Below are 14,076 nucleotides of genomic sequence, written 5' to 3'. Positions count from 1 at the left end.
TCCTGGCGCGGACCGCTACTTCCGCGGCACCGTCTCGCCGCCCGCCGCGTCCACGACCTTGCGCTCGCCCAGCGGCTGGTCGAGCGTCACGGTCTTGGTGAACTCCTTGGCCATCATCACGCAGACCTCGCCCTTCTTGTGGGTCTCGGTCACCTTCACGCGCACGCTGTCCTTGCTCTCGTCGGCCGATGCCGAGTAGTCACTGCAGACGCCGCCCCAGAAGTGCAGCGTCAGGGACCTGCCGTCCGCGCGGTAGGACTCGACGCGCGTGGTCGGGTCCTGTTGACCCGTGCCCGTGCCCGGCTTCTCGGTGGGCGTCGGGGTGGGCGACGGCGTGCTCGGCGAGGTGAGGAACTTCGGCTCCACGGCCGGATGCGTCACCGTGAAGCTGTCCTTCGCGCCCTGCGGCTTCACGTCGAACAGCCAGGAGGGTACGAGCGTCTGGCGCCCGTCCACGAAGTGCGTCGCGAGCCCGAACGTGGCGCCCTTCACCGTGATCGGCTGCGGCTTCGGAGGCGCGGACGAGGGCTCCTCGCACGGCGCCTTCGTCCCCGCCTCCACCGCGGGGCCGCCGCCGTCCGAGCTGTCCGCCGTGTCGCCCTTGGCGTTCGGCACCGCCGACGCGCAGCCGCCGATGCCGACGCGGCCGTCGCCGCCGCCCGACTTGTTGAGCTGGGCCAGGGTCTCATCGGCGCTGATCACCGGGTACGTCGCGCCCTTCTCCGGCGTCTTCAACTGGCCGCTGCCGCCGACCACTTGGCCGTCCGAGCCGACCTGGATGCCGGTCGACCAGCCGTACGTCGGGAGGCCGCCCACCTTCGGGTCGGCGTTCACCACCCGTACGCCGCCCATGAGTTGGCGGGCGTCCAGCTTCGCGTCGTCCTGGCCCACCGCCTTCAGGACCGGCGCCGCGGCCTTCTTCGCCGCGCTCTCGCCGACCGCTTCGCCCTCGCCGTTCGGCGCGGTGGACGTCTCCGAACAGGGCTTGCCCTTCTGGCAGTTGTCGCCACCGCCGGTGGCGTACCGCGTGAACGTCCAGGTGCCCGGCGCCTGCTTGCTCACCTGGAGCGAGGGACCGGAACCGTCCTTGGCGGGGCCGATCTTCCAGGCGCCGTCCTGCGAGGTGGGCTTGCCCGTGACGCCGAGGGCCTTGGCGAGTTCGGCGACCTGGCCCTGGCTGACCGTGCCCCGTGCGTGGTGCACGGCCGCCGCGTCGGGGCCGCCGGGCAGCTTGCCATCGGCGCGGTAGGCGGCGCCGTTCGGGTCGGGCTCTCCCGGGGCGATGCCGTCGGTGCCGTCGGTGCCGCCTTCCTGCCGGTGGCCGTCCGTGTGGCCGTCGAGGGCGAGGGGCGGGGGCGTGCCGCCGTCGGCGGCGGGAGAACTGCCGTTGCCGTCGCTGCCGCCTGACGCGGTCGCGGCGAAGTAGGCGCCGCCGCCACCGACGAGCAGCACCGTGGCCGCCACCGACGCGACGGCAAGGCGGGAACGCCGCCCGTGCTGCTCGGCCCCGTCATGAACGGATCGCTCGGTGCTCACCGCATCGCTCCTTCGACTGCACTGCTGTCCCTGGAGGCCCGTGTGCGGGCCTCGTTCGTATGCCGCGTCCCCTTTACGGGGGACAGCGGTGGGACGCAGCGGGGGAGCGCGCGGTTCCCTCGGCGCGCTCCGGTGCCTCTGTGCTCAGTCGCCGTACTCGGACATGCCGTCGATCAGCCGCGCGGAGGCGGGCGGGACGTCGATGCCGTGGATCAGCGCGGGTGACACCGGGGCGGTCGCGGCGGCCGCGGGGGACACCCAGTGCGGGGCCATGCGGGCGCAGTCGCCGCGCAACGTCTCCAGGGTCTCGGAGGGCAGCTCGACGGGACGCGCGGTGACGACATGCTTCGAGATAACGGCCATAACCGCACCGTACGCATCGCACACCTCGCGAAAAAAGACCTACTAACGGGTAGTTTGGCCTCTTCAGTGTCACTGTCCCCACCCGGTAGCGTGAGGTGTCAACCCCTTGCCTCTCCTCCACAGGAGCATGCCGTCGTGCGTATCGCAGTCACCGGCTCCATCGCCACCGACCACCTGATGACCTTCCCCGGCCGCTTCGCCGACCAACTGGTCGCGGATCAGCTGCACACGGTTTCTCTCTCTTTCCTGGTCGACGCCCTAGACGTACGCAGGGGAGGCGTCGCCGCCAACATCAGCTACGGCATGGGCCAGCTCGGCACCAAGCCGATCCTGGTCGGCGCCGCGGGCTCGGACTTCGGCGAGTACCGCGCCTGGCTCGACCGGCACGGCGTGGACACGGCGTCGGTCCGCATCTCCGAGACGCTGCACACGGCCCGCTTCGTGTGCACCACGGACGCCGACCACAACCAGATCGGCTCGTTCTACACGGGCGCGATGAGCGAGGCCCGCCTCATCGAACTGAAGACCGTCGCCGACCGCGTGGGCGGTCTCGACCTGGTCCTCATCGGTGCGGACGACCCCGAGGCGATGATGCGCCACACCGAGGAGTGCCGGACGCGCGAGATCCCCTTCGCCGCCGACTTCTCCCAGCAGATCGCGCGCATGGAGGGCGGCGAGATCCGTAACCTCCTCGACGGCGCCACGTACCTCTTCTCGAACGAGTACGAGAAGGGGCTCATCGAGTCCAAGACCGGCTGGAGCGACGCCGAGATCCTCTCCAAGGTCGGCCACCGCGTGACGACCCTCGGCTCGCGCGGCGTGCGCATCGAGTCCACCGGCCAGGACCCGATCGAGGTCGGCGTCCCCGAGGAGGAGGCGAAGGTCGAGCCGACCGGCGTCGGCGACGCCTTCCGCGCGGGCTTCCTGTCGGGCCTCGCCTGGGGCGTCTCCCACGAGCGCGCGGCACAGGTCGGCTGCATGCTCGCCACCCTGGTCATCGAGACCGTCGGCACGCAGGAGTACGAGCTGCAGCGCAGCAACTTCATGGACCGCTTCACCAAGGCGTACGGCCATGAGGCGGCGTCCGACGTCCAGACCCACCTGGCCTAGTCAGGAGCTCCGGCGGACCACATAGGCAGAGCCGTGGTCCGCCGGCTCCTCGCCCACGTACTCCTGCCCCCGCATCTCGCACCACGCCGGGATGTCGAGCCGCGCCGCCTCGTCGTCGGCCAGGACCGTGACGGTGCCGCCCACCGGGACGTCCCCGATGACCTTCGCGAGCTCGATGACGGGGAGCGGGCAGCGCTTGCCGAGCGCGTCCACGACCAGGGACGCCGATTCCGCACGCGACGCGGGCGCCACCGGAGCACCCAGCTGTTCGCGTACGCCGGCCACCACGCCCGGCAGCACCTCCAGAAAACGCTCGACGTCCGCCTCCTGGGTCCCCCGTGGGAGTGACACCCTGACGTTGCCCTCGCTCAGGACGCCCATCGCCTTCAGGACATGGCTCGGGGTCAGCGTCGAGCTGGTGCAGGACGAGCCGGAGGAGACCGAGAAGCCCGCCCGGTCCAGCTCGTGCAGCACGGTCTCTCCGTCGACATAGAGACACGAGAAGGTCACCAGATGGGGGAGGCGCCGCTCCGGATCGCCCACCACCTCCACGTCCGGCACAAGACCCGGCACCCGCGCCCTGATCCGCTCCGTCAACTCCCGCAGCCGGGCGCCCTCATCGGCGGCCTCGGCCTGCACGGCACGGAGCGAGGCGGCGGCCGCGACCACCGCCGGGATGTTCTCGAAGCCAGGGGCGCGCCCCGACTCCCGCTCGTCGGCGGGGCCTTGCGCGGCGAACCGCACCCCCTTGCGCACCACGAGCAGCCCCACGCCCGCGGGCCCGCCCCACTTGTGGGCACTGGCGGCGAGCAGCGACCACTCCCCGCCCACCGGGCCCCAGGGCAGCGACTGGGCGGCGTCCACCAGGAGCGGCACCCCGGCGGCACGACACGCCGACGCGACATCGGCCACCGGCTGCTCGGTGCCCACCTCGTGGTTGGCGGACTGGAGGCAGGCAAGCGCCGTGTCGGGGCGCAGACCGGCGGCGTACGCGGCCGTGGAGACAGCCCCGGCCCGGTCCACCGGGATCTCCGTGACCGTCCCCCCGTCGGCCGCGAGGGCCCCGGCCGTGTGCAACACCGAAGAGTGTTCGACCGCCGACACCACCAGGTGCCGCCCGACACGCCGACGCCCGGCGAGGGCTCCGGCAATCCCGGAGTGCACGGCCTGGGTGCCGGACGGGGTGAAGACGAGCTCGTCCGGGCGGCAGCCCACCGCGTCGGCGGCGGCCTCACGGGCGGCATCGAGCAGCAGCCTGGCCCGCCGCCCCTCGCGATAGAGCCGAGCCGGATCGGCCCACCCTTCATCCAGCGAGGCTTGCAGAGCCTGCCGGGCCACGGGGTGCAGGGGAGCGGAGGAAGCGGCATCGAAGTAGGACACACAGCAACGCTAAGGCTTGCCCCAGGGACGGGCCCCGGGGGAGCGCCCCGAAGGGGCGCGGGGAACTGCGCGACAAGCCACGACGGACTCGCGGCCGCAAACCAAGAGACCCCGCCGAGTCATCGGGCGCCCCGACCCCCCGTCAGAAAGCCCCCGCCGGGAGGGGCATCCCACCCTCCCGAGTGACCCGCGGCGCGTTAGGCACCCTCCCCGCGCGACCCCAAATAGCGTCCAGTAAGGTTTGGCCCGCATAAACATCCAAACCCCTGCCCGCCGCAGGGCGGCGACCGACGTCCGAGAAGGCCGCACCCGACCGCGCGGGCCGAGACTCTCGGGAAGGCGCTACGTGAGTCCCAACGGCTCCGACCGCTCGTCGCGGCGCCCGATGCGGCGGAAGCTGCCGCAGGTGCTGACTGCGGGCCTGATCTTGGCAACCGCCACCGGTTGCACATACAAGGACTTTCCCCGCCTTGGTATGCCCACCCCCGTAACGGAAGAGGCTCCCCGGATCCTCTCCCTCTGGCAGGGCTCGTGGGCGGCAGCGCTCGCCACGGGCGTGCTGGTCTGGGGTCTGATCCTGTGGAGTGTGATCTTCCACCGGCGCAGCCGCACCAAGGTCGAGGTTCCTCCGCAGACGCGTTACAACATGCCCATCGAGGCGCTTTACACGGTGGTGCCTCTCATCATCGTCTCGGTGCTCTTCTACTTCACGGCACGTGATGAGACGAAGCTCCTCCACCTCGACGACAAGCCCGCCCACACGGTCAACGTGGTCGGCTATCAGTGGAGCTGGGGCTTCAACTACATCGAGGACGTGCCGGGTTCCAACAAGGGAGACGCGAAGTCGGCCAAGGAGCTGGAGGCCATCCCGGACAAGTTCCGCGATGCGTTCCCGTCCAACGCCGGCGGCGTCTACGACGTCGGTACGCCCGGCCAGCGGAACCCGCAGAACGGCAACCCCGGTCCGACCCTCTGGCTCCCCAAGGGCGAGAAGGTCCGGTTCGTACTGACTTCGCGTGACGTCATCCACTCCTTCTGGGTGGTGCCGTTCCTCATGAAGCAGGACGTCATCCCGGGCCACACGAACGCCTTCGAGGTGACTCCCAACAAGGAGGGCACCTTCATGGGCAAGTGCGCCGAGCTCTGCGGTGTCGACCACTCCCGGATGCTCTTCAACGTCAAGGTCGTTTCCCCCGAGCGCTACCAGAAGCACCTCGAGGACCTGGCGAAGAAGAACCAGACCGGTTACATCCCGGCCGGCATCGAGCAGACGAAGCACGAGAAGAACCGGGAGACGAACAACCTGTGAGCATCCTCAACGAACCTCAGGGTGCCGCGGCAGCAGAAGACTCGTACGAGAACGAGCTGCCGGTACGGCGCAAGCAGCCGGGCAATGTGGTGATCAAGTGGTTGACGACCACCGACCACAAGACCATCGGCACGCTCTACCTGGTCACGTCGTTCGCGTTCTTCTGCATCGGCGGCGTGATGGCGCTCTTCATGCGCGCCGAACTCGCTCGTCCCGGCTCGCAGCTCATGTCGAACGAGCAGTTCAACCAGGCGTTCACGATGCACGGCACGATCATGCTGCTGATGTTCGCGACGCCGCTGTTCGCCGGATTCGCCAACTGGATCATGCCGCTGCAGATCGGCGCGCCCGACGTGGCGTTCCCGCGGCTGAACATGTTCGCGTACTGGCTGTACCTCTTCGGCTCGCTCATCGCGGTGGCCGGCTTCCTCACCCCGCAGGGTGCGGCCGACTTCGGCTGGTTCGCCTACTCCCCGCTGTCGGACGCCGTCCGCTCGCCGGGCATCGGCGCCGACATGTGGATCATGGGTCTGGCCTTCTCCGGCTTCGGCACGATCCTCGGCTCGGTCAACTTCATCACCACGATCATCTGCATGCGCGCACCCGGCATGACGATGTTCCGGATGCCGATCTTCGTGTGGAACGTCCTGCTGACCGCGGTCCTGGTCCTGCTGGCCTTCCCGGTTCTGGCCGCCGCGCTGTTCGCCCTGGAGGCGGACCGTAAGTTCGGTGCCCATATCTTCGACGCGTCCAACGGCGGCGCGCTGCTGTGGCAACACCTCTTCTGGTTCTTCGGCCATCCAGAGGTGTACATCATCGCGTTGCCATTCTTCGGAATCATTTCCGAAGTCATCCCGGTCTTCTCCCGCAAGCCGATGTTCGGCTACATGGGCCTGATCGGCGCGACGATCGCCATCGCGGGTCTCTCCGTGACCGTGTGGGCGCATCACATGTACGTCACCGGTGGCGTGCTCCTACCGTTCTTCTCCTTCATGACGTTCTTGATCGCCGTGCCAACAGGCGTGAAGTTCTTCAACTGGATCGGAACGATGTGGAAGGGCTCACTGAGTTTCGAGACACCGATGCTCTGGGCCGTCGGCTTCCTGATCACCTTCACCTTCGGTGGTCTGACCGGCGTCATCCTGGCCTCGCCGCCGATGGACTTCCACGTCTCCGACTCGTACTTCGTGGTCGCGCACTTCCACTACGTCGTCTTCGGCACCGTGGTCTTCGCGATGTTCTCCGGATTCCACTTCTGGTGGCCGAAGTTCACCGGCAAGATGCTGGACGAGCGGCTCGGAAAGATCACCTTCTGGACGCTGTTCATCGGCTTCCACGGCACGTTCCTGGTGCAGCACTGGCTGGGCGCCGAGGGCATGCCGCGTCGTTACGCGGACTACCTCGCGGCCGACGGTTTCACCGCTCTGAACACGATCTCGACGATCGCCTCGTTCCTGCTCGGTCTGTCGATACTGCCGTTCTTCTACAACGTCTGGAAGACCGCCAAGTACGGCAAGAAGATCGAGGTCGACGACCCGTGGGGCTACGGCCGTTCGCTCGAGTGGGCGACGTCCTGCCCGCCGCCGCGGCACAACTTCCTCACCCTGCCGCGGATCCGTTCCGAATCCCCGGCGTTCGACCTGCATCACCCTGAGATCGCGGCTCTCGACCAGCTCGAGAACACCGGCCACGGTGACAAGGCGCTCGCGGGCGGCAAGGAGGCCGGCAAGTGAAGGTCCAAGGCAAGATGTTCATCTGGCTGAGCGTCTTCGTGCTCGCCATGGCGATCGTCTACGGCTGGTGGTCGAAGGAGCCGGCCGGTACGACCGCGCTGTTCCTGGCTTTCGGCCTGTGCATCATGATCGGCTACTACCTGGCCTTCACGGCCCGGCGTGTCGACGCGGCCGCACAGGACAACAAGGAGGCCGACGTAGCGGACGAGGCCGGCGAGGTGGGCTTCTTCAGCCCGCACAGCTGGCAGCCGCTGTCGCTGGCCATCGGTGGCGCGCTCGCCTTCATGGGCGTCGTCTTCGGCTGGTGGCTGCTGTACTTCTCGATGCCGATCATCATGATCGGCCTGTTCGGCTGGGTCTTCGAGTACTACCGGGGCGAGAACCAGACCCAGTGAGTCTGTGATTCCCGCTTCACCGAGGGGCCCGGACACTCCGTCAGGAGAGTCCGGGCCCCTCGGCGTGTTGCCTTGACACTCGTACGGGTCACTCGACGCGCCGGAGCCGATGAACCTTCATACCGTGTGTTCATGAGCCACTCACCGCGAATCCGCACGGTACTGAGCTGCACCTTGCTGGTGGCCGCCCTCGGGGTGGGAACCACGGCGTGCGGCAGCTCCGACGGCCATCCGCTCTCGGCGAAGCCGTACGACGCGGCAGGCCAGATCGCCTTCAACGGCCCGGTGGGCAGTCAGAAGGCGGATCCCGACAAGCCCTTGGAAGTCACCGCACAGGGCGAGGACGGGCGCATCACCGATGTGACGGCCACCGACGCGATGGGGCGGTATCTGGCGGGCGAACTCGCCGCCGACGGCGCCCGTTGGCACAGCACGGCGCCCCTCGCGGCGGGCACGCACTACACGGTGCGGGTCAGCACGGAGGATGAGGAAGGCTCGCCGGGCCGCAAGGTCATGACGTTCGACACGAACGCGGCGGCCAAGAAGAAACGCCTCGACGTCACCTTCGGCCCCGAATCGGGCAAGTACGGCGTGGGCCAGCCGGTCACGGCCAAGCTCAGCGCCAAGGTGAAGGACAAGAAGGCCAGGGCCATCGTGGAGCGCTCGCTGAAGGTCGAGACGCAGCCCGCCACGGAGGGCGTGTGGCACTGGGTGGACAGCAAGACGCTGCACTACCGCCCCAAGGAGTACTGGCCCACGGGCGCGACCATCAACGTCCGGAGCAACCTCGAGGGCATCAAGGTCCGCGACAGGCTCTGGGGCGGCAATGCCAAGCCGCTGAGGTTGACCATCGGCGACCGCATCGAGGCCGTGACGGACGCCGGTTCGCACTGGATGACGGTCTACCGCAACGGCGAGGAGATCAACTCCATGCCGGTGACGACGGGCAAGCCCGGCTACTCCACGCGCAACGGCGTCAAGGTGGTGCTCGGCAAGGAGTACGCCGTACGTATGACCAGTGCCAGCATCGGCGCATCGGACTTCTACGACAAGATGGTCTATTACGCGACGCGGGTCACCGACTCCGGTGAGTACGTGCACGCCGCCCCCTGGTCGGTCGGTTCGCAGGGGAACGCGAACACCAGCCACGGCTGCACGGGCATGAGCACCGGCAACGCCGCCTGGTTCTACGAGACCGTGCGCCAGGGCGACATCGTGAGGGTCGTCAACAGCGCCGGGGCGGACATGGATCCGTTCGGCAACGGCTTCGGCGACTGGAACGTCGGCTGGAAGAACTGGCGTGACGGCAGCGCCCTGTTGGGCGGGGTCAAGAAGGGCCCCACGGCGCTCGACGCGGCCCGGCTGCGGCCGCAGGTCTAGCGAGGTCCAGCGGGGCCGCAGAACAGCGCAGAAGGCCCCGTGCCGAGGCGCGGGGCCTTCTGCCGTGGCGTCAGGCCTGTACGGCCAGCTTCTCGCGCAGGAGGGCGGCCAGGGAGTCCGCGAACTCGACCGGATCGACCGGAAGGGTCACCGCGGCCTCCGCGCGGCTCCAGGTGGCCAGCCAGGCGTCCTGCGGGCGTCCCATGAGCAGGAGCACGGGCGGGCACCGGAAGATCTCGTCCTTGAGCTGACGGCAGACCCCCATGCCGCCGATGGGCGTGGCCTCGCCGTCCAGGACGCAGACGTCGATGCCGCCCCGGTCGAGTTCCTTCAGGACGGCGGGCAGCGTCGCGCACTCGATGAACTCGACCGCGGGAACGTCCGCCGCCGGCCTGCGTCCGGTGGCCAACCGGACCTGCTCGCGGGTGCTCGCGTTGTCGCTGTAGACCAGCACCGTGGCGGTCGGCTGCATTGTTCCTCCGCTTCGTTGAGGGGCTCTCGGCCGGGGACCGATGCGCGGATGCTACCCCTCCGGACACCCCGTCAACAGCGGTTCGGACAGCCCTTCGATGGGCCATACGGGCAGGACACACCCCGCAGACACTCCGAACGGCACCCCCCGGGGTGAGGGCGGGATAAGCGACCGACATAATGTCGGTCGTGGCGACAGCAACGACAGTAGATACCGGGCACGCGCACCCGCCGGTCAATCGGCCGAACCTCACCAGCGTCGGAACCATCATTTGGCTCAGTTCCGAGCTGATGTTCTTCGCGGCCCTCTTCGCGATGTACTTCACCCTGCGATCGGTGACAGGACCTGAGCACTGGAAGGAAATGGCGTCCGCGCTGAACTTCCCGTTCTCGGCGACGAACACCACGATCCTGGTGCTCTCCTCCCTCACCTGCCAGCTAGGCGTGTTCGCCGCTGAGCGTGGTGACGTGAAGAAGCTCCGGATGTGGTTCATCGTCACCTTCATCATGGGTGCGGTCTTTATCGGTGGTCAGGTGTACGAGTACACCGAGCTGGTCAAGCACGAGGGCCTCTCGCTCTCGTCGGACCCGTACGGCTCGGTCTTCTACCTGACGACCGGCTTCCATGGCATGCATGTGACAGGCGGTCTCATCGCCTTCCTGCTGGTCCTCGGCAGGACGTACGCGGCCAAGAGGTTCACCCATGAGCAGGCGACCGCAGCCATCGTCGTGTCCTACTACTGGCACTTCGTCGATGTTGTCTGGATCGGTCTCTTTGCCACGATCTACATGATCAAGTAAACGGGGGCCGGGCTCAGACGGGCCCGACGTACCGACTCATTCCAGAAGCATCGACGCAGAAGATCCTGACACCGGGGTAATCCGTGAAAAAGCTCTCCGCACGACGACGCCACCCGCTGGCGGCGGTCGTCGTCCTACTCCTCGCGCTGGCGGCCACCGGGGGGCTGTACGCCGCGTTCGCACCCGCGGACAAGGCGCAGGCCGACGACACCGCCCAGTCCCTCGCCATCGACGAGGGCAAGAAGTTGTACTCCGTGGGCTGCTCCAGCTGCCACGGAACCGGCGGTCAGGGGTCCTCCGACGGTCCTAGCCTGGTGGGCGTCGGCGCAGCCGCCGTCGACTTCCAGGTCAGCACCGGCCGTATGCCGCTCCAGCAGCCGGGCGCCCAGGCGCCGAAGAAGAAGGCCATCTACAACCAGGCCCAGATCGACCAGCTCGCGGCGTACATCGCCTCGCTGGGCGCGGGCCCGACCATCCCCACCGAGAAGCAGTACAGCCCGGAGGGTGCGGACATCGCCAAGGGTGGCGAGCTGTTCCGCACCAACTGCGCGCAGTGCCACAACTTCACCGGTGAGGGTGGCGCGTTGACGAAGGGCAAGTTCGCTCCTTCGTTGGAGGATGTGTCCCCGAAGCACATCTACGAGGCCATGCAGACCGGCCCGCAGAACATGCCGTCCTTCCCCGACACGATCATGCCGGAGAAGAACAAAAAGGACATCATCGCGTACCTCGACGCGGTCAACGGCGAACAGACCGAGAGCCCTGGCGGTCTCAAGCTGGGTGGCCTGGGTCCGGTCAGTGAAGGCCTGTTCGGCTGGATCTTCGGTCTCGGCTCGCTGATCGCGGTCGCCGTGTGGGTCGCCGCTCGGACCGCAAAGGCCAAGAAGTCATGAGTAGCCAAGAGAATCCAGAAGAGAAGACCCTGCCCAGCGTGCAGGAGACCGAGCACAGCTCGGTGGCAGTCGCGGACGAGAACCCGTTCGCCGACCCGGGGCTGCCGCCCCACGAGCACCGTGTCCAGGACATCGACGAGCGGGCCGCCAGGCGTTCCGAGCGTGCGGTTGCCTTCCTGTTCACGTTGTCGATGCTCGCCACGGTCGGCTTCATCGCCTCGTTCGTGTCGTTCCCGGTCGACAAGAGCATCTACATCTGGCCGATCGGCCACATCAGCGCGCTGAACTTCTCCCTGGGCATGACCCTGGGCATCGCGCTCTTCTGCATCGGCGCGGGCGCGGTCCACTGGGCCCGCACCCTGATGTCCGATGTGGAGGTCGCCGACGAGCGGCACCCCATCGCGGCCGAGCCCGAGGTCAGGGCCAAGGTCATGGCCGACTTCAAGGCCGGTGCCGCGGAGTCGCAGTTCGGCCGGCGCAAGCTGATCCGCAACACGATGTTCGGCGCGCTCGCCATGGTGCCGCTCTCCGGCGTCGTCCTGCTGCGCGACCTCGGGCCGCTGCCCGAGGACAAGCTGCGGCACACGCTGTGGGCCAAGGGCAAGCTGCTCGTGAACATGAACACGAACGAGCCGCTGCGTCCGTCGGACGTCCAGGTCGGTTCGCTGACCTTCGCCAAGCCCGAGGGCCTGGAGGAGCACGACCACGACTTCCAGAAGGAGATCGCCAAGGCGGCCCTGATGATCGTCCGGATCCAGCCGGACAACATCAAGGACAAGCAGGAGCTCGAGTGGTCGCACGACGGTGTCGTCGCGTACTCCAAGATCTGCACCCACGTCGGCTGCCCGATCTCCCTGTACGAGCAGCAGACGCACCACGTCCTCTGCCCGTGCCACCAGTCCACCTTCGACCTCTCCGACGGTGCCCGAGTGATCTTCGGCCCGGCCGGTCACGCGCTGCCGCAGCTGCGCATCGGCGTGAACGAAGAGGGCTACCTCGAGGCGCTCGGCGACTTCGCTGAGCCCGTCGGTCCTGCATTCTGGGAGCGCGGATGAGCACTACGGCGAACGACAACCGCAAGAAGGAGGCGCCCGCCGGTGAGCGGGTCGCCGACTGGGCCGACGGCCGCTTGGGGATCTACTCCCTGGCCAAGGCCAACATGCGCAAGATCTTCCCGGACCACTGGTCCTTCATGCTCGGTGAGATCGCGCTCTACAGCTTCATCATCATCATCCTCACGGGTGTGTATCTGACGCTGTTCTTCCACCCGTCGATGAACGAGGTGGAGTACCACGGCAGTTACGTCCCGCTGCAGGGTCAGCTGATGTCCGAGGCGTTCAACTCGACCATGCACATCAGCTTCGATGTGCGTGGTGGTCTGCTGATCCGGCAGATCCACCACTGGGCGGCGCTGATCTTCCTCGCGGCGATGTTCGTGCACATGATGCGCGTCTTCTTCACGGGTGCCTTCCGCAAGCCCCGCGAGGTCAACTGGATCTTCGGCTTCCTGCTGTTCGTCCTGGGCATGTTCACCGGCTTCACCGGTTACTCGCTCCCGGACGACCTGCTCTCCGGCACCGGTGTGCGCTTCATGCAGGGCGCGATCCTGTCCGTGCCGCTCGTGGGCACGTACCTGTCGATGTTCCTGTTCGGCGGGGAGTTCCCCGGCGGGGACTTCGTGGGCCGGTTCTACTCGGTCCACATCCTGCTGCTGCCCGGCATCATGATGGGCCTCCTGGTGGCCCACCTGATCCTGGTGTTCTTCCACAAGCACACGCAGTTCGCGGGCCCCGGCAAGACGAACAAGAACGTCGTCGGCATGCCGCTGCTCCCGGTCTACATGGCCAAGGCCGGAGGCTTCTTCTTCCTGGTCTTCGGCATCATCGCGGCCATCTCGGCGATCGCCACGATCAACCCGATCTGGGCCCTTGGCCCCTATCGGCCGGACCAGGTGTCGACCGGCGCCCAGCCCGACTGGTACATGGGCTTCTCCGAAGGCCTGATCCGTTTCATGCCGGGCTGGGAGATCAATGCCTGGGGTCACACGCTCGTCCTGGGCGTGTTCATCCCGCTGATCATCTTCCCGCTGGTCCTGGTCGCGATCGCGGTCTACCCGTTCATCGAGTCGTGGGTCACCGGCGACAAGCGCGAGCACCACATCCTGGACCGCCCGCGCAACGTCCCGACCCGGACGGCGTTCGGTGTCGCCTGGATCACCTGGTACATGGTGCTGCTGATCGGTGGTGGAAACGACCTCTGGGCCACGCACTTCCATCTGTCGATCAACGCGATCACCTGGTTCGTGCGCATCGCCTTCTTCGTGGCACCGGTCCTCGCCTTCGTCATCACCAAGCGGATCTGCCTGGGTCTGCAGCGGCGTGACAAGGAGAAGGTCCTGCACGGCCGCGAGTCGGGCATCATCAAGCGCCTGCCGCACGGTGAGTTCATCGAGGTCCACGAGCCGCTCAACCAGGAGCAGCTGCACACGCTCACCGCGCACGAGCAGTACGCGCCGCTCGAGATCGGCCCCTCGGTCGACGAGAACGGCGTCGAGCGCAAGGTGTCCGGTTCGCAGAAGCTCCGGGCCAAGCTCAGCAAGGGCTACTACGGGGAGGACAACCAGATCCCCAAGCCCACCACCGAGGAGTACAAGGAGATCACGAGCGGCCACGGCCACCACTGATCCTCTGAAGCTCTGACCACAA

At 67.6% G+C, this 14,076-nt stretch carries 13 protein-coding genes; 9 read left to right on the top strand and 4 right to left on the bottom strand.

All coding sequences use genetic code 11. The features are described 5' to 3' along the window. Window positions 1-15: 15 nt before the first annotated feature. Together E5671_RS15775 and E5671_RS15770 are read right to left on the bottom strand one after the other, a co-directional pair. Window positions 16-1,536: a hypothetical protein gene (locus E5671_RS15775; protein ID WP_160504610.1), complete on the bottom strand. Its 1,521-nt coding sequence runs from the start codon at window positions 1,534-1,536 to the stop codon at window positions 16-18. Window positions 1,537-1,680: 144 nt separating this feature from the next. Continuing rightward, on the bottom strand, window positions 1,681-1,899 hold the full coding sequence (locus tag E5671_RS15770) for a hypothetical protein (RefSeq protein ID WP_160504609.1): 219 nt from the start codon (window positions 1,897-1,899) through the stop codon (window positions 1,681-1,683). Window positions 1,900-2,034: 135 nt separating this feature from the next. On the opposite strand from E5671_RS15770, the gene E5671_RS15765 reads away from it, so the two are divergent. Then, window positions 2,035-3,009 (top strand): PfkB family carbohydrate kinase, encoded by a 975-nt coding sequence (locus tag E5671_RS15765; RefSeq protein ID WP_160504608.1) that lies wholly within the window; start codon window positions 2,035-2,037, stop codon window positions 3,007-3,009. Here the strand turns inward: E5671_RS15765 and E5671_RS15760 are convergent, their stop codons facing one another. Then, window positions 3,010-4,389 (bottom strand): aminotransferase class V-fold PLP-dependent enzyme, encoded by a 1,380-nt coding sequence (locus E5671_RS15760; RefSeq protein ID WP_160504607.1) that lies wholly within the window; start codon window positions 4,387-4,389, stop codon window positions 3,010-3,012. A gap of 346 nt (window positions 4,390-4,735) precedes the next feature. On the opposite strand from E5671_RS15760, the gene ctaC reads away from it, so the two are divergent. The 4 genes from ctaC to E5671_RS15740 all read left to right on the top strand — a co-directional run bounded on the left by ctaC (window position 4,736) and on the right by E5671_RS15740 (window position 9,206). Further along, a complete protein-coding gene (gene ctaC, locus E5671_RS15755; protein ID WP_160504606.1) occupies window positions 4,736-5,698 on the top strand; it encodes an aa3-type cytochrome oxidase subunit II in 963 nt (320 codons plus the stop codon). After that, window positions 5,695-7,431, top strand: coding sequence for an aa3-type cytochrome oxidase subunit I (gene ctaD, locus E5671_RS15750; protein WP_160504605.1), 1,737 nt, complete (start codon window positions 5,695-5,697; stop codon window positions 7,429-7,431). The genes ctaC and ctaD overlap by 4 nt, the downstream gene beginning before the upstream one ends. Continuing rightward, window positions 7,428-7,826: an aa3-type cytochrome oxidase subunit IV gene (locus E5671_RS15745; RefSeq protein WP_160504604.1), complete on the top strand. Its 399-nt coding sequence runs from the start codon at window positions 7,428-7,430 to the stop codon at window positions 7,824-7,826. The genes ctaD and E5671_RS15745 overlap by 4 nt, the downstream gene beginning before the upstream one ends. Before the next feature lie 132 nt (window positions 7,827-7,958). Continuing rightward, window positions 7,959-9,206, top strand: coding sequence for a L,D-transpeptidase (locus E5671_RS15740; protein WP_160504603.1), 1,248 nt, complete (start codon window positions 7,959-7,961; stop codon window positions 9,204-9,206). Between the two features lie 70 nt (window positions 9,207-9,276). On the opposite strand, the gene E5671_RS15735 is transcribed toward E5671_RS15740, so the two are convergent. After that, a complete protein-coding gene (locus E5671_RS15735) occupies window positions 9,277-9,678 on the bottom strand; it encodes a hypothetical protein (protein WP_160504602.1) in 402 nt (133 codons plus the stop codon). Between the two features lie 179 nt (window positions 9,679-9,857). Here E5671_RS15735 and ctaE point away from each other — a divergent pair, with 179 nt between their 5' ends. From ctaE to qcrB, 4 genes are all read left to right on the top strand, one after another. Then, window positions 9,858-10,478 carry an aa3-type cytochrome oxidase subunit III gene (gene ctaE, locus E5671_RS15730; protein WP_160504601.1) on the top strand — a complete coding sequence of 207 codons (621 nt, stop codon included), beginning with the start codon at window positions 9,858-9,860 and terminating at the stop codon, window positions 10,476-10,478. Between the two features lie 83 nt (window positions 10,479-10,561). Beyond that, window positions 10,562-11,371, top strand: coding sequence for a cytochrome bc1 complex diheme cytochrome c subunit (gene qcrC / locus E5671_RS15725; protein ID WP_160504600.1), 810 nt, complete (start codon window positions 10,562-10,564; stop codon window positions 11,369-11,371). Next, entirely contained in the window at window positions 11,368-12,426 is a 1,059-nt protein-coding gene (gene qcrA, locus E5671_RS15720) for a cytochrome bc1 complex Rieske iron-sulfur subunit (RefSeq protein WP_160504599.1), read from the top strand. Before qcrC ends, qcrA begins: the two co-directional genes overlap by 4 nt. Further along, window positions 12,423-14,054 (top strand): cytochrome bc1 complex cytochrome b subunit, encoded by a 1,632-nt coding sequence (gene qcrB, locus E5671_RS15715; protein ID WP_160504598.1) that lies wholly within the window; start codon window positions 12,423-12,425, stop codon window positions 14,052-14,054. The genes qcrA and qcrB overlap by 4 nt, the downstream gene beginning before the upstream one ends. The last annotated feature ends 22 nt before the right edge of the window (window positions 14,055-14,076 follow it).

Origin of the sequence: Streptomyces sp. BA2, assembly GCF_009769735.1 — a bacterium.
Taxonomy (GTDB): domain Bacteria; phylum Actinomycetota; class Actinomycetes; order Streptomycetales; family Streptomycetaceae; genus Streptomyces.
The sequence above is the reverse complement of the archived record's forward strand: the minus strand, read 5'-3'. Positions and strand labels throughout refer to the sequence as shown.

What these genes read in the sequence shown, in the direction of transcription:
- E5671_RS15740 (WP_160504603.1), top strand. Translation starts at nt 7,959, where the DNA reads ATGAGCCACTCACCGCGAATCCGCACGGTACTGAGCTGCACCTTGCTG.
- ctaE (WP_160504601.1), top strand. Translation starts at nt 9,858, where the DNA reads ATGTCGGTCGTGGCGACAGCAACGACAGTAGATACCGGGCACGCGCAC.
- E5671_RS15735 (WP_160504602.1), bottom strand. Translation starts at nt 9,678, where the DNA reads ATGCAGCCGACCGCCACGGTGCTGGTCTACAGCGACAACGCGAGCACC.
- E5671_RS15770 (WP_160504609.1), bottom strand. Translation starts at nt 1,899, where the DNA reads ATGGCCGTTATCTCGAAGCATGTCGTCACCGCGCGTCCCGTCGAGCTG.
- qcrB (WP_160504598.1), top strand. Translation starts at nt 12,423, where the DNA reads ATGAGCACTACGGCGAACGACAACCGCAAGAAGGAGGCGCCCGCCGGT.
- qcrA (WP_160504599.1), top strand. Translation starts at nt 11,368, where the DNA reads ATGAGTAGCCAAGAGAATCCAGAAGAGAAGACCCTGCCCAGCGTGCAG.